Source organism: Variovorax sp. W2I14 (assembly GCF_050435205.1).
Lineage (GTDB): Bacteria > Pseudomonadota > Gammaproteobacteria > Burkholderiales > Burkholderiaceae_C > Variovorax > Variovorax paradoxus_C.
This window is the reverse complement of record NZ_JBNDJX010000001.1, coordinates 6,204,754-6,221,526: the sequence shown is the minus strand read 5'-3', so window position 1 is coordinate 6,221,526 and position 16,773 is coordinate 6,204,754. Positions and strand designations below refer to the sequence as shown.

At 68.7% G+C, this 16,773-nt stretch carries 17 protein-coding genes; 12 read left to right on the top strand and 5 right to left on the bottom strand.

From position 1 onward, the window contains the following. The first annotated feature begins 68 nt into the window (after nucleotides 1-68). Nucleotides 69-1,370: a D-amino acid dehydrogenase gene (locus QF040_RS29040; protein ID WP_429613835.1), complete on the top strand. Its 1,302-nt coding sequence runs from the start codon at nucleotides 69-71 to the stop codon at nucleotides 1,368-1,370. 10 nt (nucleotides 1,371-1,380) lie between these two features. Here QF040_RS29040 and QF040_RS29035 read toward each other — a convergent pair whose 3' ends face one another. From QF040_RS29035 to QF040_RS29025, 3 genes are all read right to left on the bottom strand, one after another. Further along, complete coding sequence (locus QF040_RS29035; protein ID WP_429613834.1) at nucleotides 1,381-2,658, bottom strand: FIST signal transduction protein; 1,278 nt, start codon at nucleotides 2,656-2,658, stop codon at nucleotides 1,381-1,383. Between the two features lie 45 nt (nucleotides 2,659-2,703). Continuing rightward, entirely contained in the window at nucleotides 2,704-3,486 is a 783-nt protein-coding gene (locus QF040_RS29030; protein ID WP_429613833.1) for a PhaM family polyhydroxyalkanoate granule multifunctional regulatory protein, read from the bottom strand. 90 nt (nucleotides 3,487-3,576) lie between these two features. Then, nucleotides 3,577-5,022 (bottom strand): PLP-dependent aminotransferase family protein, encoded by a 1,446-nt coding sequence (locus tag QF040_RS29025; protein WP_429613832.1) that lies wholly within the window; start codon nucleotides 5,020-5,022, stop codon nucleotides 3,577-3,579. A gap of 90 nt (nucleotides 5,023-5,112) precedes the next feature. Here QF040_RS29025 and QF040_RS29020 point away from each other — a divergent pair, with 90 nt between their 5' ends. The 9 genes from QF040_RS29020 (at nucleotide 5,113) to QF040_RS28980 (ending at nucleotide 12,652) form a co-directional block, all read left to right on the top strand. Further along, nucleotides 5,113-5,712, top strand: coding sequence for a LysE family translocator (locus QF040_RS29020; RefSeq protein WP_429613831.1), 600 nt, complete (start codon nucleotides 5,113-5,115; stop codon nucleotides 5,710-5,712). 55 nt (nucleotides 5,713-5,767) lie between these two features. Further along, complete coding sequence (locus QF040_RS29015) at nucleotides 5,768-6,730, top strand: DMT family transporter (protein ID WP_429613830.1); 963 nt, start codon at nucleotides 5,768-5,770, stop codon at nucleotides 6,728-6,730. A 96-nt stretch (nucleotides 6,731-6,826) separates the two neighbouring features. Next, the gene (locus QF040_RS29010; RefSeq protein ID WP_429613829.1) at nucleotides 6,827-8,056 is read left to right on the top strand and encodes a PLP-dependent aminotransferase family protein; all 1,230 of its coding nucleotides are present in this window, start codon (nucleotides 6,827-6,829) and stop codon (nucleotides 8,054-8,056) included. A 17-nt stretch (nucleotides 8,057-8,073) separates the two neighbouring features. Then, nucleotides 8,074-8,739, top strand: a complete 666-nt coding sequence (locus tag QF040_RS29005) for a LysE family translocator (RefSeq protein WP_429613828.1) — start codon at nucleotides 8,074-8,076, stop codon at nucleotides 8,737-8,739. A 5-nt stretch (nucleotides 8,740-8,744) separates the two neighbouring features. Further along, nucleotides 8,745-9,386 (top strand): glutathione S-transferase family protein, encoded by a 642-nt coding sequence (locus tag QF040_RS29000; RefSeq protein WP_429613827.1) that lies wholly within the window; start codon nucleotides 8,745-8,747, stop codon nucleotides 9,384-9,386. Between the two features lie 5 nt (nucleotides 9,387-9,391). Further along, a complete protein-coding gene (locus QF040_RS28995) occupies nucleotides 9,392-10,315 on the top strand; it encodes a PhzF family phenazine biosynthesis protein (protein WP_429613826.1) in 924 nt (307 codons plus the stop codon). A gap of 20 nt (nucleotides 10,316-10,335) precedes the next feature. Then, nucleotides 10,336-11,028, top strand: coding sequence for a VOC family protein (locus tag QF040_RS28990; protein ID WP_429613825.1), 693 nt, complete (start codon nucleotides 10,336-10,338; stop codon nucleotides 11,026-11,028). 2 nt (nucleotides 11,029-11,030) lie between these two features. Continuing rightward, a complete protein-coding gene (locus tag QF040_RS28985) occupies nucleotides 11,031-11,663 on the top strand; it encodes a LysE family translocator (protein WP_307510833.1) in 633 nt (210 codons plus the stop codon). A 17-nt stretch (nucleotides 11,664-11,680) separates the two neighbouring features. After that, nucleotides 11,681-12,652: a threonine dehydratase gene (locus QF040_RS28980; RefSeq protein WP_429613824.1), complete on the top strand. Its 972-nt coding sequence runs from the start codon at nucleotides 11,681-11,683 to the stop codon at nucleotides 12,650-12,652. A 25-nt stretch (nucleotides 12,653-12,677) separates the two neighbouring features. Here QF040_RS28980 and QF040_RS28975 read toward each other — a convergent pair whose 3' ends face one another. Then, nucleotides 12,678-13,505 (bottom strand): creatininase family protein, encoded by an 828-nt coding sequence (locus QF040_RS28975; protein ID WP_429613823.1) that lies wholly within the window; start codon nucleotides 13,503-13,505, stop codon nucleotides 12,678-12,680. A 95-nt stretch (nucleotides 13,506-13,600) separates the two neighbouring features. Here QF040_RS28975 and QF040_RS28970 point away from each other — a divergent pair, with 95 nt between their 5' ends. Continuing rightward, nucleotides 13,601-14,398, top strand: a complete 798-nt coding sequence (locus QF040_RS28970) for an SDR family oxidoreductase (RefSeq protein ID WP_429613822.1) — start codon at nucleotides 13,601-13,603, stop codon at nucleotides 14,396-14,398. Nucleotides 14,399-14,769: 371 nt separating this feature from the next. Here the strand turns inward: QF040_RS28970 and QF040_RS28965 are convergent, their stop codons facing one another. Then, nucleotides 14,770-15,675 (bottom strand): LysR family transcriptional regulator, encoded by a 906-nt coding sequence (locus QF040_RS28965; protein WP_429613821.1) that lies wholly within the window; start codon nucleotides 15,673-15,675, stop codon nucleotides 14,770-14,772. 87 nt (nucleotides 15,676-15,762) lie between these two features. Between QF040_RS28965 and QF040_RS28960 the strand changes: the two genes are divergently transcribed. Continuing rightward, nucleotides 15,763-16,773 carry a zinc-binding alcohol dehydrogenase family protein gene (locus tag QF040_RS28960; RefSeq protein WP_429613820.1) on the top strand — a complete coding sequence of 337 codons (1,011 nt, stop codon included), beginning with the start codon at nucleotides 15,763-15,765 and terminating at the stop codon, nucleotides 16,771-16,773.

Sequence of the window (16,773 nt, the reverse complement as noted above, 5' to 3'; positions counted from 1 at the left end):
TTGCTTGCTATTGATTGAATAGCACACCACGCCCGCCATTCAAGCGCTGCACCTCAAAGGTACTTGCAATGCGCGTGATCGTTCTTGGCGCCGGCCTGCTCGGCGTGACTTCGGCTTATTACCTCCAGCAACTCGGCCACGAAGTGACCGTCATCGACCGGCAGGCCACCCCGGCCGCCGAAACCAGCTTCGCCAACGGCGGGCAAATATCCGTCAGCCACGCCGAACCCTGGGCCAACCCCAGCGCACCGCTCAAGGTGCTGCAGTGGCTCGGCAAGGAAGACGCCCCGCTGCTCTTTCGCATCCGAGCCGACATGCGCCAGTGGCTCTGGGGCCTGCAGTTCCTGCGCGAATGCACGCCGGCGCGCACGAAGCACAACATCGAGCAGATCGTGCGCCTGGGCACCTACAGCCGCGACACGCTGCAGCAACTGCGCCGAGACACGGGCCTGAGCTACGACCAGCGCACCCAGGGCATCCTGCATTTCTATACGACACAGAAGGAGTTCGACGGCGCACTCAAGCCCGCCGAGCAGATGCGTGCCCTAGGCTGCGAACGGCTGGTGATCTCGGCCGACGAGGCCGTGAAGATCGAGCCCGCCCTCGCCCACATCCGACCCCAACTGGCCGGCGCCACCTACACGGCCGAGGATGAATCCGGCGACGCCAACCGCTTCGCGCGCGAGCTGGTCGGCCTCGCGGCCGCGGCCGGCGTGAAGTTCCTCATGAGCCACACGGTGACCGCGCTGCGCGAAGCCGGCGGCAGCATCGACCACGTCGAGGCGACCGACAGCGAAGGCCGCTTCCAGCGCATCCGCGGCGATGCCTTCGTGCTGGCGATGGGTTCATTGAGCCCGTTGTATGCGGCGCCGCTGGGCATCCGCCTGCCGATCTACCCGGCCAAGGGCTATTCGGTGACGCTGCCCGTCAAGGACGCATCGAAGGCGCACCAGGTCTCGCTGACCGACGACGAATTCAAGCTCGTGTTCTCGCGCTACACGTCTGAATCGGGCGACCGCTTGCGCATCGCCGGCACGGCCGAGCTCAACGGCTACGACCGCGACCTGAATCGCGTGCGCTGCGAAGCCATCGTGCGGCGCGTCGAAGAGCTGTTCCCCGGTGCCGGCGACACCACGGAGGCCCAGTTCTGGACAGGCCTGCGCCCCGCGACGCCGAGCAACGTGCCGATGATCGGCAAGACGAAGCTGCCGAACCTGTACCTGAACACGGGCCACGGCACGCTCGGCTGGACGCATGCGTGCGGATCGGGCAAGTCGATCGCGCGGATCGTGAGCGGGCTTGCGCCCGAGGTGGACTTTGCGTTCACCGGCATGCCGGCACCGGCGCCGCGCGTGCTGCAGCCGGCCTGACCGCGCGCCGTCAATCCTTGCTGGTGAACACCGTCAACACGCCGGTGTAGCCATACAGGTGATGCCGGGCGATCTCGCCCGCGGCGAAGAAGCCGACCAGCGGCACGTCGCCCAGCGCGTGGCGCACGATCTGCAGCTCGGCACCGGGCGCGCCGAAGTGCGGCCCGCCGCGCCCGGAGCAACTCACGTACACCGCGCCTGCGATGCGGCGCGCGGGGTGCGGCGCCGCTTCGGCTTCGCCGGCAGCAACGGCGCGGGCGGTGGCCAGCGTCTGTTCTTCCGGCTCCAGCTCTTCGCGGATCTCCGCGCAGATGCGCATCAGGTCGGCCCGCGCAGCCTGCGCATTGCGGCGGCAGAAGGTCAGCCGCATGCCGGCCTCGGCCGTGTCGGCGATCGCGATGCCGCGGCGCGTCGGGTCCAGGCCGATGATGTGGCGCACCAGCACGTCGGCGCCCAGGTCGCCGGTGCGGCGCACGCCGTCGCTGCCCGCGTCGGCCAGGCCGACCAGCGTGTTGCGCACCGCATCGATGGCCTCCTGCGGCCGCTCGAGCGAGACCTGCAGGTCGGCCAGCAGCACGTCGAGCGCGGGCTCGCCGTCGAGCTTCAGCAGGAGGTTGCCGTCGGCCTCGGTGATCTCGCGCTCGCGCACGCCCGATCGCAGCGGCTGGCAGCCTTGGGTAACGCGCGACACCACCCGTACGCCTTCGCCGAACACCACGCCCGACAGGCCGCCCGAGAACACGCCGCCGGCCGCGCCATGCCCGCGGATGTTGCCGTTGCCGCCCACCGCGAACTGCAGCGCGCCGCCACGGCCTGACGAGAGTCCGCCGAAGAGGTAGCCGGTGTCGACGCGGCCGGCCATTTCGCCGATCAGCTCGGTGAGGTCCGGCGTCGCGGGGTCGGCGTGGACGAGCGCGGTGTGCGCCTCGAACCCGCTCATTTCCGAATTGCTCAGCGGCGCCACGCCCGAGAACACGCGGTACTGGTCGCTCGGCAGCGCGCAGAGCATGAGGCTCATGCCAGGCTCGTCGAAGTATTCGGCGTTGTTGGCCGAGACGCCGATGCCGACGGTGCCCGACCAGTCGGTCACCTCGGGCAACTCGGCGCTCAGGTGATCGAGGATGTCCTGCGCCTCGGACGCGTAGTGGTCGGTGATGTAGAGCAGCCCGAGCGTCGGGGACGACGCGTATTCGGGCAGAGCCATCTGCGCGCGCAACTGGGCCAGCACGAGGCCGGCGGCCATGCGCCATTGCGGATGGGTGGCATGACCCGTAGAAAACAACTTCATGATGCGTGCCAACCCGTTCTCTTCAAAAGTGGAATGTGCGGGACGTCAGCGGCGGCCGGTGGTTCGCTTGCGCGCGGCGGCCGACGTCTTTTTCTTCGCGGCGGGCGTTGCCGCCTTCTTGGCCGCGGTTCTCGTCGCGGTCTTGGCCGCGGGCTTCTTTGCGGCGGCTGTTGTCTTGCCCATCACCTTGCCGACCGCATCGGCCAGCGGCTGGGCCATGGCGGGGACCTTGAGCTGGGCCGCGTCCTGCAGCGCCGTGCTGGCGATCTGCTGGAACTGCTCGGTCAGCGAGCCCCACCATTGCATCGGATCGACCACACCGGCGCCGTCGGCCGCAGCCTTGCCGGAGGCAGCCTTGCTGCGCGGCTTTTTCTTCGGTGCGGGTGCTTCTTCTGCTTCTTCCTCGATCTCGGTTTCGTCTTCTTCCTCGACCGGCTCGGGTTCGGGCGCAGCCGCTGCAAAGGACGCCGGCGCCGGAGCAGCAGCGGCGGCCGCCTGCTTGGTGAACACACTCGCCAGGTCTTCCATCCGCACGTTCATGCCACGTAGGGTGGAGAGCGTCATCTTCTGCACCTCGAGCGCCTGGATCGTCGCCTTGAGCGCATGGCCGTTCTGCTCGAGCCAGTACTGCACGGTCTTGAGTTCCTGGATGCGCTTGTCGACCTCTTCCACGCTCAGCGTTGGCGCCACCCAGCTCGCCAGGCTGGGGATGCCCGGCACCGACGATGCGGCGCCGGTGCCTGCCGCGGCGCCCCCGGCCAGGTTCTTCAGGAAGTCGAATCCGGGGACGAACTGGCTGAAGTTGAAGGGTTGGCTGGCGTTGGTCATGCGGGAGGTCTCCTGGCTGGGTTTTCTTGTGCTGCCAGCTTACTCCAAGGCCTTGGCCTTTGGCCCGCCGGGCGCGGGCTTTTACCTGTGTCAGAGCTCGCCCCGCACCTTGCTGAAAACTTTCCAGAAAGTCGCGTCCTGCGAGGTCGCGAAATTGATCCGCATCATCGTGCTCGGTGGCCGGCGCGCATGGAAGAGCGAGCCCGGCGCGAGCAGGTAGCCCTGGTCGAGCATGCGCTGGGTGAGTGCGTCGGTGTCGACGCCCGTGTCGACCCAGCCGAACAGCCCCGCCGGCTCCGAGGCGAAGGTGCAGCCGTGCGACATGGCGAGCTTGACCGCCCGCCCGCGCGCGCCGTCGAGCCGGATGCGTATGCGCTCCGAATGCCTGCGTAGCTGACCCTGGTCGATGCACCACGACAACGCCCGCTCGAACAGCGTGGGCGAAGTGAGCGTGGCCAGGAGCTTGGTCTCCAGCAGCCGCTCCTTCAGCGCGGGGGACGCGGCCAGGAAACCGATGCGCCAGTTGGGCGCGATGATCTTGGCGAAGCCGCTCACGTAGACAGTGCGCTGCAGCCCGTCGAGCGCGCTCAGCCGCGTGGCGTGCTCGGGCGCGAGGTGGCTGTAGGTGTCGTCCTCGACGATGTGGAAGTCGTGCTCGTTCGCCAGCTTGAGCACCCGGTGCGCGCTCCCGGGCGTGAGGCTGTAGCCCGTCGGGTTGTGCAGCACGCTCACGCTCACGAAGAGCTTGGGCTTGTGCAGCACGCAGTATTGCGCCATCACCTCCAGGTCGGGCCCGTCGGCGCGGCGCGGCACCGGCAGGATGCGCATGCCCAGCGCCTCGAGCCGCGCGAACTCCAGCGCCCAGCCGGGCTCCTCGACCATCACCGGATCGCCCGGTCGCAGCAGCGTGCGGCTCACGATGTCCAGCGCATGGGTCGCACCGATGGTGGTGATGATCTGGTCGGGCGCGGCCGGCACGTTGATGCCCACCAGCTTCTGCGAGAGGCTGCGGCGCAGGCTCATGTCGCCGGAGGGCTCGCCGTACTGGAGCGACAGCTCCTGCAGCACGGCTGTACTGGTCATGCGCCGCACGGCCGTGGGGACGAAGGTGGACGTCATCCAGTCCGGCGGGAACACGCCCATGCCGGGCTGCGGCTTGTCGCTCGGGCGGTGGAACATGCTGCGGATCAGCGAGCTCGCGTCGGCCGGCACGCGCGAGGCCATCATCTGCACGGCCATGGCCGCGGGCATGCCGCTCAGGCCTGGCGCGGCCGCGCCGTTGGCCGGGCGGCCGTCCTGTACCGGGGCTGAATCGCGCACGTAGAAGCCGCGTTGCCGGCGGGCTTCGACAAGTCCCTGCGCGAGCAGTTGGTCGTAGGCGGCGACCACCGTGTATGGGCTCACACCCTGCTGCCGCGCGCACTCGCGCACCGAGGGCAATCGGGCGCCGGGCGGCAGCAGCCGGGTGCGGATGCGCTCGGCCAGGCGGTCCGCGAGCTGGCTGGTCAACGACTGGGTGGAGGTTCGTGTCAGCATGCTGTGTCGAAAGATTGACCAATACAGATTCCAGATTTGTCTGACCATCTGTACTGGCACTGTAATGGTCTCAAGTTTAGAGTGTGTGTCATGAACTGGCAAGAATTCACCGCGCTGCTGGTGCTGGCCACGGCGATGAGTTTTTCGCCCGGTCCCAACACCACGCTTTCCACCGCCCTGGCGGCCAACGGCGGCTTGCCGCGCGCGATGCGCTTCGTGGTCGCGGTGCCGATCGGCTGGACGCTGCTGCTGGCGATCTGCGCCGCCGGCCTCGGCGCGCTGGTGGTGGCGGTGCCGCCGCTGCGCCTGGCGATCAAGGGCCTGGGCATCGCCTACCTGCTGTGGCTGGCCTGGAAGCTCAGCGGCAGCGCCAAGCTCGGCAAGGCCGACGGCGCCAGCCTCTCGGTCGGTTTCGGCCAGGGCGTGATGCTGCAGTTCGTCAACATCAAGGCGTGGCTCCTCGCGCTCACGCTGGTGGCCGGATGGATCGCCGGCCAGCCCGATGCGCTCTCGCGCTTCGCCATCGTCGCGCCGGTGATGCTGTTCTATGCCTTCGTCAGCAACTTCGCCTATGCGCTGGTCGGCGCGCTGCTGCGCGATTGGCTTGCCAAGGGCAAGCGCCTCCTGTGGTTCAACCGCGCGATGGGCCTCGTGCTGGTGCTGACCGCATGGTGGATGGTGAGCGTATGAGCCGCCGGGCCGCTCCCAAGGCGAATGCCGCAGCGCGCAGCGCGGAGGCTGCGCCATGACAAAGCGCCTCGACATCAAGGACGAGACGCTGGGCATGTGGCTCGGCGTGATCGGCGTAGCCTTGTTCGCGGTGACCCTGCCCATGACTCGGCTGGCCACCGGCACGCAGGCTGCGCCTCAGTTGTCGCCATGGTTCGTCACGCTCGGGCGCGCGGCGCTGGCGGGCGTGCTGTCGGCCATCTTCCTCCTGGCCACGCGCTCGCCGCGGCCCGCATCGCACCAGTGGAAGCCGCTGGGCATGGCGGTGCTGGGCAACGTCATCGGCTATCCGCTGCTGCTGGGCTACGCATTGCGGGTGGTCACGGCCAGCCACGCGGCGGTCGTCACGGCGCTGCTGCCGCTGGTCACCGCCGCGGTCGCGGCCTGGGTGCTGCATCAGCGCGCACGCCTCGGCTTCTGGCTCTGCGCGGTCGCCGGCAGCCTGCTGGTGGTGGTGTTCTCGGTGCTGCGCGCGAGCCAGAGCGGACACGGCTTCGGCTTCGAATGGGCCGACCTGCTGCTGGTGGGTGCGGTCATCGCGGCATCGTTCGGCTACATCTACGGCGCGCAAGTCACGCCTTCGCTGGGTGCCGAGCGCGTGATCTGCTGGGTCTGCGTGATGGCCCTGCCGGTGACGCTGCCGGCCACGCTGCTCCTCTGGCCCACGACGCCCATCGCCACGGCGTCGTGGCTGGGCTTCGTCTACGTCGGCATGTTCTCGATGTGGATCGGCTTCTTCGCCTGGTACCGAGGCCTTGCCCTCGGCGGCGCGCTGCGCGTGAGCCAGACGCAGTTGCTGCAGCCCTTTCTGTCGATCCTCGCGTCGATCCCGATCCTGGGCGAACCGCTCGATGTGGTGACGCTGGGCTTTGCGATCGCGGTGGTGGTCACCGTGGTCATCGGCAAGAAGCTCTCGCAGCCGCAGGCCGCTCCAGCTGCGGCGCCGCTCCCGGCGGGCGCGGCCGGAAGAAACCGATGACCGCTGCACTCCACGCCGGCTGCAACAAAATCCTTGTTGCATCCCCTGGCGACCTGCCCTCGAATCTCACCTCACCCGCTTGAAAGAAGAAACACCATGAACTGGAAACTCGCCGCCCGTGCCGCCAAGATGAACCCGTCGGTGCTGCGTGAAATCCTCAAGGTCACCGAACGCCCCGGCATCATCAGCCTGGCGGGTGGCCTGCCCTCGCCCAAGACCTTCCCGATCCAGGCCTTTGCCGATGCCTGCGCCGAAGTGCTGCACAACGACGGCCAGGCCGCGCTGCAGTACGCGGCGAGCGAGGGCTACGCGCCGCTGCGGCAGGCCGTCGCCGACATGCTGCCGTGGAACGTCGACCCCGCTCAGGTGCTCATCACCACCGGCTCGCAGCAGGGCCTGGATCTGGTGGCCAAGGTGCTGATCGATCCGGGCAGCAAGGTGCTGGTCGAGACGCCCACCTACCTCGGCGCGCTGCAGGCCTTCGGCCCGATGGAGCCGAACCCGGTGAGCGTGGCGAGCGATGAAGACGGCGTGATCGTCGACGACCTCGTGGCCAAGGCACGCGCGACCGGAGGGCGCGCTTCCGAAGACGCCGCACGCTTCGTCTACCTGCTGCCCAACTTCCAGAACCCGACGGGCCGCACCATGACCGAGGCGCGCCGTGCCGCCGTCTCGGCCGCCGCCGCCGAAGCGGGCCTGCCGATCATCGAAGACAACCCGTACGGCGAGCTCTGGTTCGACGAAGCCCCGCCGCTGCCGCTGACCGCGCGCAACCCAGAAGGCTGCATCTACCTGGGTTCGTTCTCGAAGGTGCTGGCGCCCGGTTTGCGCCTGGGCTTCCTGGTGGCACCGAAGGCCATCTACCCGAAGCTGCTGCAGGCCAAGCAGGCGGTGGACCTGCACACGCCGATCTTCACGCAGCGCATGGTGTCGGCCGTGATGAAGGACAACTTCCTCGAGCGCCACGTGCCCACCATCCGTGCCCTCTACAAGCGCCAGCGCGACGCGATGATCGCGGCGCTCACCCGCGAGATGGCCGGCCTGGACGTGAAGTTCAACGCACCCAAGGGCGGCATGTTCCTGTGGGCGCGCCTGCCCGAGGGCATCGACACCGTGAAGCTGCTGCCCAAGGCCGTCGAGCGCAACGTGGCCTTTGTGCCCGGCGCGCCGTTCTACGCGGGCCTGGGCGATCCGCGCACGCTGCGCCTGTCGTTCGTGAAGGCCAGCGTGGAAGAGATCGATACCGCCGTCGCCGCGCTCGCGGTCACGCTGCGCGAAGAGCTGGAACTGCTGGGCGAGCACAAGCTCACGCCCGCACCGGTGTAAAGAAAAGGGGCCTGCCGATGATCGGACTCGCGACGCTCTCCCTCTTCCTGCTTGCGGTGCTGGCGCTGTTCCTCTCGCCCGGCCCGAACATGGCCTTCGTGCTCTCGCACGGCGTGGCGCACGGGCCGCGCGGCGGGTTCGCGGCGGCCATCGGCATCTCGGCCGCCGACCTGGTGCACACGCTGTTCGCGGCGACCGGCGTCACCGCGCTGGTCGCCGCCTGGCCGCCGTCGTTCGACGTGCTGCGCTATGCGGGCGCGCTGTACCTGGTGTGGCTCGCGGTGCAGGCGCTGCGCAGCGGCGGCGGGCTTCGCGTGGGTGCGAAGGCCCAGCCCGCCGGCTTCGGGCGCATCGTGCGCATGGCGCTCCTGAACAACCTCGTCAATCCGAAGGCGCTGCTGTTCTTCATGGTGTTCCTGCCGCAATTCGTCGATCCGGCGCGTGGCAACGTGGCGCTGCAGCTGGTGCAGTTGGGCGTGGTGCTGTCGGTGGCCGCGCTCGCTTTCAACACGTTGCTGGGCGCCTGCAGCGGACAGGTCGGGCGCTGGCTGCAGCGCCGGCCGGGTGCCGAGAAATTCCAGCGCACGTTGCTCGCGATCGTGATGGTCGGCCTGGCGATCCGCCTGCTGATGCTCGACCGACCCGCTGCCGCCGTGGCCGCACTTCCCGCACAAGGACACTGAACACCATGCTCAACATCTGGGGCCGCATCAGCTCGATCAACGTCCGCAAGGTGGTGTGGTGCGCGCAGGAACTCGGCCTGGACTTCCAGCGCACCGAGGCCGGCGGCAAGTTCGGCGTGGTGCAGACGCCCGAGTACCTCGCGCTCAATCCGAATGCGATGGTGCCGGCCATCGACGACGGCGAAGGTGCCGATCGGGTGACGCTCTGGGAGTCGAACGTGATCGTGCGCTACCTCTGCGCGAAGCACTCGCACGGCACCCTCTACCCGAGCGAGCTGCCCGCGCGCTTCGATGCCGAGCGCTGGATGGACTGGCAGCAGACCACGCTCAACCGCGCGAGCCGCGACGCCTTCATCCAGTGGGTGCGCACGGCCCCTTCGGAGCGGCAGCCGGCGCTCATCGATGCGTCTGTGCGCGAGAGCGAGGCGCTCTTCGCGGTGCTCGATGCGCACCTTGCGAAGCAGCCCTACATGGCCGGCGAGCGCTTCACCATGGCCGACATTCCCGTCGGTTGCGAGGCGCACCGCTGGTTCGGCCTGCCCGCCGCCGAATATCAGCGGCCCAGCTGGCCGAACGTAGAGCGCTGGTACGCCGACCTTCTTTCCCGACCGGGCACGCGCGGCGTGCTCGATCTATCCCTCGAATGAACCCGATGAAATCCCGCCCCTTCAAGCAAGTCGACGTCTTCACCGCCACCGCCTACTACGGCAACCCGCTTGCCGTGGTGATCGATGGGCAGGACCTCGACGACGCCGCGATGCAGCGCTTCGCTCAGTGGACGAACCTGTCCGAGACCACGTTCCTTCTGCCGCCGACCGACGCGGCAGCCGACTACCGCGTGCGCATCTTCACGCCCGGCGGCGAGCTGCCGTTTGCGGGCCATCCGACCATCGGCAGCTGCCATGCGTGGCTGCAGGCGGGCGGCAAGCCCAAGGCGGCCGGCCGTGTGGTGCAGCAATGCGGCGCCGGCCTCGTGCCGCTGCGCCGCGACGGCGACCGCCTCGCCTTTGCCGCGCCGCCGCTCAAGCGCAGCGCGCCGAGCCCCGCGCTGCTGGCCAAGGTGGCCGGCGCCCTGGGCCTGAAGGCGCAGCAGGTCGTTGCGGCGCAGGTTCTGGACAACGGACCTGTCTGGTTCGGCCTGCTGCTGAACGACGCCGACGCGGTTCTGGCGCTGCAGCCCGACCATCGCGCGCTGAAGGAGCTGGGCGTGAAGGCCGGCGTGGCGGGCGTGCCTGCGGCGCACGACACCTCGCTGCTCATCGGCCGCTCGAACCGCGAGGCGCGCGCCTTCGGCAACCGGCCCGCCACGCCGAACGACGACGGCGCGAAGATCGACCTGGAAGTGCGCGCTTTTGCCGAACCCATCGGCGTGCAGGAAGACCCGGTCACCGGCAGCCTGAACGCGAGCCTGGCCGAATGGCTGATCGCCGACGGCCACATGCCCGAGCGCTACCTCGCCGCGCAAGGCCAGTGCCTCGGCCGCGCCGGCCGCGTCTACATCGAGCGTGACACCGAAGGAAAGATCTGGGTCGGCGGCGACGCCGTGACCTGCATCGACGGCAACGTCACGCTCTGATCGCGAACGAGGACGCCGCCATGCACGCCGAAGTCGACCACCTGGTGATTGCCGCCCCTTCGCTGGCCGAAGGCGTCGCATGGTGCGAGGCCACGCTCGGCATCACGCCTGGCCCCGGCGGCACGCATCCGCTGATGGGCACGCACAACCGGCTGCTGAACGTGGCGAGCGAGGCCTATCCGAAGGCCTATGCGGAAATCATCGCGATCGAGCCCCGCAAGGCGCCGTCGCGGCCGAAGACACGCCGCTGGTTCGACCTGGACGACGCGGCGCTGCAAGCCGCGCTCGCGCAGCACGGCCCGCGGTTGATCCACTTCGTGGCGCGCGTGCCCGATGCGCACGCCGCGGTGCAGGCACTGGCCCGCGAGGAGCATGCGCACATCGACCGCGGCCGCGTGCTCGAGGCTTCGCGCGACACGCCGGCCGGCCGGCTCGAATGGCAGATCACCGTACGCGACGATGGGCAGCGCCTCTTCTATGGCGCACTGCCGACGCTGATTCAGTGGGGCGCTGTGCATCCGACCGATGCGATGCCTTCGTCCGGCCTCGCCCTGCGTTCGCTGCGCGCCGCGCATCCGCGTGCGCCGGCGTTGTCGGCGGCGCTTTCTGCCGTCGGCATGAAGGGCCTGCAAGTGGACGCCGGCCCGCCGAACCTCGTCGCCGTGCTCGACACGCCGCGCGGCATCGTCACCCTCGAATCGCAAGGACTCTGAGCATGCTGACCCTCACCGAAATCGCCTGGTTCGCCCTCGCCTCGCTGCTGCTGGCGCTCACGCCGGGGCCGAACATGATCTATTGCGTCTCGCGCACGCTGATCCAGGGCCGCCGCGCGGGAATGATTTCGCTGGGCGGCGTGCTGATGGCCTTTCTCGTGCACCTGTTCGCCGCCGCGCTCGGCCTCACCGCGCTGCTGCTGGCGGTGCCGCTCGCGTTCGATGCGATCCGCATCGCGGGTGCGGCCTACCTGCTGTGGCTCGCATGGCAGGCGGTGCGGCCCGGCGGCAATGCGCCCTTCGAAGCGCGCGCGCTGCCGGCCGATCCGCCGGGCAAGCTGTTCCGCATGGGCTTTCTCACCAACCTTCTGAATCCGAAGGTGGCGATGTTCTACCTGTCGTTCTTTCCGCAGTTCATTCACCCCGAACGCGGCTCGGTGCTGCTGCAGAGCATGCAGTTGGGCATCGCGCAGATGGCGAGCAGCGCCGTGGTCAACACGGTGATGATCTTCGGCGCCGCGAGCATCACGGCCGTGCTGTCGCAAAGCGCCGGCTGGCTGCGCGCGCAGCGCTACGTGATGGGCAGCGTGCTGGCCGCGCTGGCGGTGCGGGTCGCGCTGACGGAACGCAAATAGACAACAAAGGGACGCCAGTGAAATTCACCCGCGAAGAGATCGAAGCCGCGCAGCGCACCGTGCATGCGGCAATGCCGCCGACCCCGCAATACACCTGGCCGCTGCTGTCGCAGCGCCTGGGCGCGACGCTCTGGGCCAAGCACGAGAACCACACGCCGGTCGGCGCCTTCAAGATCCGCGGCGGCCTCACCTACTTCGAGACCCTCGCGCGGGAGCACCCCGAAGTGCGCCATGTGATCAGCGCGACGCGCGGCAACCACGGCCAGTCGCTCGGCTTCGCGGCGCGGCGGCACGGCCTCGGCGCGACCATCGTGGTGCCGCACGGCAACTCGCAAGAGAAGAACGCCGCGATGCGCGCGCTCGGCGTCGAGCTGGTCGAGCATGGCGACGATTTCCAGGCGGCGTCGGAGCACGCGGCCCTGCTGGCCGAGCGTGACGCGCTGCACCGCGTGCCTTCGTTCCATCGCGAGCTGGTGCGTGGCGTCTCGACCGCGTATGTCGAGTTCTTCAGCGCGCTGAAAGACGCGCCGCCCGACGTGCTGTTCGTGCCCATCGGCCTCGGCTCCGGCTTTGCCGGCGCGGCCGTGGCGCGCGCGCATTGCGGCGTGGCTACAAAGATCATCGGCGTGGTGTCGGCGCACGCCACGGCGTACCGCGATTCCTTTCGCGCCGGCAAACCCGTCGAATCGCCGGTCAGCACACGATTGGCCGACGGCATGGCCTGCCGCGTGCCGGTGCCCGAATCGGTCGAGGTGATCCTGCGCGAAGCCGACGACGTGATCACCGTCACCGACGACGAAGTGGCCGAGGCGATGCGCATCCTTTTCAGCGACACCCACAACGTGGCCGAAGGCGCCGGTGCCGCCGCATTGGCGGGCGCGCTTCAGCAGCAGGCGCGCTGGCGTGGCAAAACGGTGGGCATCAGTGTGAGCGGCGGGAATGTCGATACGGACATGTTCGCCGGCGTGCTCTCGCGCAGCGCTTCCTGAACTTCCAGAGCTTCCTGAAGGCGGATCAGGGCAGCGGTTGGGTGTTCGCCGTGTCCAGCGGCAGGCGCGACACCTCGGCCAGCAGCAGCGCCAGTTGCTGCGCGGCCGCATCGATCACCGCTTGCCCCTTGGCCGCAGTCGCCGCAGCCGCATTGCCGGCCGCGCCCTCTGCGTTGTAGTCCTCCATCGCCCAGCCGAGCTTGGCGCTCTTGCCGTTGCCGAGGATCGCGTAGTCGGCCGCACGCGTCTCTGAAGTCGAACGGAAATCCTTCGCCTCGCCCATGCGCACGCGCTCTGGCGTCAGCGCCAGCATCATCGACGTCTCGATCTCGCCCGCATGCACGCCGAAGCGGTGCTCCTGCGTGCTGAACTGCGCACCCGCATCGCCCAGCGGCAGGTTGAACCAGCTCACGCTGTAGACGATGAGCCCGTGCGCCGCGCGCAGTTCGCGCGCCACGATGTCCATCGCGCCCACATGGCCGCCGTGCGCATTGAAGAGCACCAGCTTCTTCACACCAGCGCGCGCCACGCCCGCGCCGATCTCGCTCCACATGCGGATCAAGGTCTCGGCCGACAGCGTGAGCGTGCCCGCGAAGCGCGCGTGCTCGGGGCTCAGGCCGATCTGCTGGGTCGGCAGGAAGAGCACCGGCAGCGCCGCCGTCAGCAGCGGCAGCGACGCGGCCACGATGCCGTCGGCCAGCACCGTGTCCACGCCCAGCGGCAGGTGCGGCCCGTGCTGCTCGGTGGCGCCCAGCGGCAGCACCGCCACGGTGGCTGCCACATCGAGCCCCGCGAAGTCGCGCGTTGTGAGTTGAGACCAGAAGCGGGGCAGGGATACCGGGGATGCGTTCATCCGGCGATCTTAGAGCGGTGATTCAATCCACGCGACCCCGACGGGCCGCGCCCGGCCCTGCCCCTTTTCCTCAACGACACGACAAGGACATTCCCATGGACCTCCAGCTCCAGGACCAGCACGTTCTCATCACCGGCGGCAGCAAGGGCATCGGCCTCGCCTGCGCGCTGGGGTTCTTGCGCGAAGGCGCGCGCGTGAGCCTCGTCTCGCGCGACCTGCAGAACCTGGAGCAAGGTCGCAAGACGCTGATCGACAGCTTCGCCGAGGCCGATGGCCGGGTCTCGGTGCATGCCGCCGACCTGAAGGACCCGGCCAGCGCCGTCGCCGCGCTCGACGCGGCCGAGAAGGCCTTCGGCCCTGTCGACGTGCTCGTCAACTCGGCCGGCGCCGCGCGCCGCACGCCGCCCGACGACCTGACCCCCACCGCGTGGCACGACGCGATGGACGCGAAGTACTTCACCTACATCCACATGATCGACCCGGTGGTCAAGCGCATGGGCCAGCGCGGCCGCGGCGCGATCGTCAACGTGATCGGCCAGGGCGGCAAGGTCGCGAGCCCCGTGCACATGGCGGGCGGCGCGGCCAATGCGGCGCTGATGCTGGTGAGCGCCGGCATGGCCGCCGCCTACGCGGCCAAGGGTGTGCGCGTGAACGCCGTGAACCCCGGCCTCACGCTGACTGCGCGGCTTCAGGAAGGCATGAAGGCCGATGCGAAGCTGCAGGGCATCGACACCGACGAAGCGCTGAAGCGCGCCACCGCGCGCCTGCCGCTCGGCCGCATCGCGACACCGGAAGAAATCGCCAACACCGTCGTGTTCCTCGCGTCGCCGAAGGCGAGCTATGTGACGGGCGCGATCGTCGCGATGGATGGGGCAGTCACGCCGATGATCTGACCGCGCGGCGTTCGACCGCCGCTGCCCTCACCCCAGCCCTCTCCCCGAGGGGAGAGGGAGCAATTCAATTCAAGCCGAGCGAAGCAAAGGCCCGACGGAGTCGCCGAGCGCAGCGATGGCGTGCCGGTTCCCCAAGCCCTTCTGTATGCGCCGAGGAGCGCAGCGTTTCGCGGATCAGGGCTCGCCCTTGTTTGAGCGCAGCGAGTTTGGGCGAGACCCCGCGGAACGTGAGCACCGCAGGTTGCCCGCAGCGAAGCGGAGGGACGCAGACAGCAGGGTCGCCTTTTCTTTGCTTACGTTCTTTTGGCGAAGCAAAAGAAAGTAAGTCGCCCGCCGGGGCGAGACCCGGCCTCGGCACTCAAACAAAAAACCTATCGCCCCATCAGCGCCTCGAACTTCAACGCAAGAAAATCAACAAACGCCCTCACCCGCGCGGGAACGAAGCGCCCGCTCGGCAGCAGCGCATGCAGCGGGTAGGGCTCCGTCTGCCAATCCGTCATGAGCTGCACCAGCCGCCCACTGCGAACGTCCTCCCGCACATCAAGCGCCGACTTCAGCGTGATGCCATACCCCGCCACAGCCCACTCGCGCGCCAGCGAGGCGTCATCCACGCTGCGGTTCCCATTCACCCGCACTTCCGTCCACTGCCCGTTCTGCGCAAACCGCCAGACGCGGTGCCGCCGCCCGCCGCGATTGAAGATCAGGCAGTTGTGATGCACCAGATCCTGCGGCGTCTTCGGCGCGGGATGTCGGCTGAGGTATTCAGGCGAGGCGGTGAGCAGCGGATTCGTCATCGCAAACGGCCGTGCCACCAGCCGCGAATCGGCCAGCGCGCCATAACGCAGCGCCACATCGACCTCGTCCCGCATCACATCCAGCGGCCGGTCGCCGACCGAGAGCGAGAGCTGCACGCCGGAATGCAGCGCGAGGAATTCATCGAACCAGGGCAAGAGCGTGCTGCGCGTGAGGTCGGACGGCGCGGCGACGCGCAAAGTGCCGACAAGCTCGCCCCGGTCCGCCGTGACCAGCGACTCGCCTTCGTCCAGCAGCTCGAAGGCCCGCACCGCGTAGTCGAGCAGCGTCTGCCCCTGCGGCGTGAGGCGCATCGCACGTGTGGAGCGCTCGAACAGCCGCGCGCCGAGCTGCGTTTCCAGCCGCTTGAGCGTGGCGCTCGCGGCCGCCGGCGTGATGCCCAGCGCATGGGCCGCAGCCGTGAGCGTGCCGCCGCGCGCCGTGTGCACCAGCACCTGCAGGTCGGACGTATTTTCAATCTTCATTTGAAAGTGTTGCTGTTCGAGGCAGTCTTATCAAATGCCCGTTGCCATCCTACAGTCGAGCCATCGTTACAGAAGAAAGGTCCCGTCATGAAAGCCATCGGTTACTACCAGCCCCTTCCCATCGACAACGCCGAGTCGCTGCAGGACATCGAACTGCCCGCGCCCGTCGCCGGCACGCGCGACCTCTTGGTGCGCGTGAAGGCCGTGTCGGTCAACCCGGTCGACACCAAGGTCCGCAAGAACGCTGCGCCCGAAGCCGGCCAGGCCAAGGTGCTGGGCTGGGATGCGGTCGGCATCGTCGAAGCCATCGGCAGCGGCGTCAAGAACTTCAAGGTCGGCGACCGCGTGTACTACGCGGGCTCGATCATTCGCCCGGGTGCCAATTCCGAACTGCACGCGGTGGACGAGCGCATCGCCGCCATCGCGCCCAAGAGCCTGGACGACGCACAGGCCGCAGCGCTGCCGCTGACGACCATCACCGCGTACGAACTGCTGTTCGACCGCCTGCGGGTGCCCAAGGGCGGCGGCGCGGGCCAGACGCTCCTGATCACCGGTGGTGCGGGCGGCGTGGGCTCGATCCTCATCCAGTTCGCGCGCCAGCTCACGCAACTGCGCGTGATCGCCACCGCCTCGCGCCCCGAGACGCGCGAGTGGTGCCTGGCGCTCGGCGCGCATGTGGTCATCGACCATTCGAAGCCGCTCGCGGCAGAGCTCAAGGCGGCCGGCATCGGCGAGGTCGACATGGTCGCCAGCCTCACGCAGACCGACCAGCACTACGCGCAGATCATCGAGAGCTTGAAGCCCCAGGGCCAGCTCGCGGTGATCGACGACATGAAGGTGCTCGACGCGATGCCGCTGAAGACGAAGTGCATTTCGCTGCACTGGGAAATGATGTTCACGCGCTCGCGCTTCACCACGCCCGACATCGCCGAACAGGGCGCACTGCTGGCGGAGGTGGCCGCGTTGGTCGATGCGGGCCGCATCCGCACGACGGCGAATGCGAGCTTCGGCACCATCAACGCCGCCAACTTGAAAAAAGCGCACGCGCTCATCGAGAGCGGCAAGGCGCAGGGCAAGGTCGTTCTGGCCGGGTTCTGA

Coding starts and splice junctions, on each gene's coding strand:
- QF040_RS29010 (WP_429613829.1), top strand. CDS start 6,827: ATGAACTGGAAACTCGCCGCCCGTGCCGCCAAGATGAACCCGTCGGTG.
- QF040_RS28970 (WP_429613822.1), top strand. CDS start 13,601: ATGGACCTCCAGCTCCAGGACCAGCACGTTCTCATCACCGGCGGCAGC.
- QF040_RS28975 (WP_429613823.1), bottom strand. CDS start 13,505: ATGAACGCATCCCCGGTATCCCTGCCCCGCTTCTGGTCTCAACTCACA.
- QF040_RS28990 (WP_429613825.1), top strand. CDS start 10,336: ATGCACGCCGAAGTCGACCACCTGGTGATTGCCGCCCCTTCGCTGGCC.
- QF040_RS28985 (WP_307510833.1), top strand. CDS start 11,031: ATGCTGACCCTCACCGAAATCGCCTGGTTCGCCCTCGCCTCGCTGCTG.
- QF040_RS29015 (WP_429613830.1), top strand. CDS start 5,768: ATGACAAAGCGCCTCGACATCAAGGACGAGACGCTGGGCATGTGGCTC.
- QF040_RS29020 (WP_429613831.1), top strand. CDS start 5,113: ATGAACTGGCAAGAATTCACCGCGCTGCTGGTGCTGGCCACGGCGATG.
- QF040_RS29030 (WP_429613833.1), bottom strand. CDS start 3,486: ATGACCAACGCCAGCCAACCCTTCAACTTCAGCCAGTTCGTCCCCGGA.
- QF040_RS29000 (WP_429613827.1), top strand. CDS start 8,745: ATGCTCAACATCTGGGGCCGCATCAGCTCGATCAACGTCCGCAAGGTG.
- QF040_RS28960 (WP_429613820.1), top strand. CDS start 15,763: ATGAAAGCCATCGGTTACTACCAGCCCCTTCCCATCGACAACGCCGAG.
- QF040_RS29025 (WP_429613832.1), bottom strand. CDS start 5,022: ATGCTGACACGAACCTCCACCCAGTCGTTGACCAGCCAGCTCGCGGAC.
- QF040_RS29005 (WP_429613828.1), top strand. CDS start 8,074: ATGATCGGACTCGCGACGCTCTCCCTCTTCCTGCTTGCGGTGCTGGCG.
- QF040_RS29035 (WP_429613834.1), bottom strand. CDS start 2,658: ATGAAGTTGTTTTCTACGGGTCATGCCACCCATCCGCAATGGCGCATG.
- QF040_RS29040 (WP_429613835.1), top strand. CDS start 69: ATGCGCGTGATCGTTCTTGGCGCCGGCCTGCTCGGCGTGACTTCGGCT.
- QF040_RS28965 (WP_429613821.1), bottom strand. CDS start 15,675: ATGAAGATTGAAAATACGTCCGACCTGCAGGTGCTGGTGCACACGGCG.
- QF040_RS28995 (WP_429613826.1), top strand. CDS start 9,392: ATGAAATCCCGCCCCTTCAAGCAAGTCGACGTCTTCACCGCCACCGCC.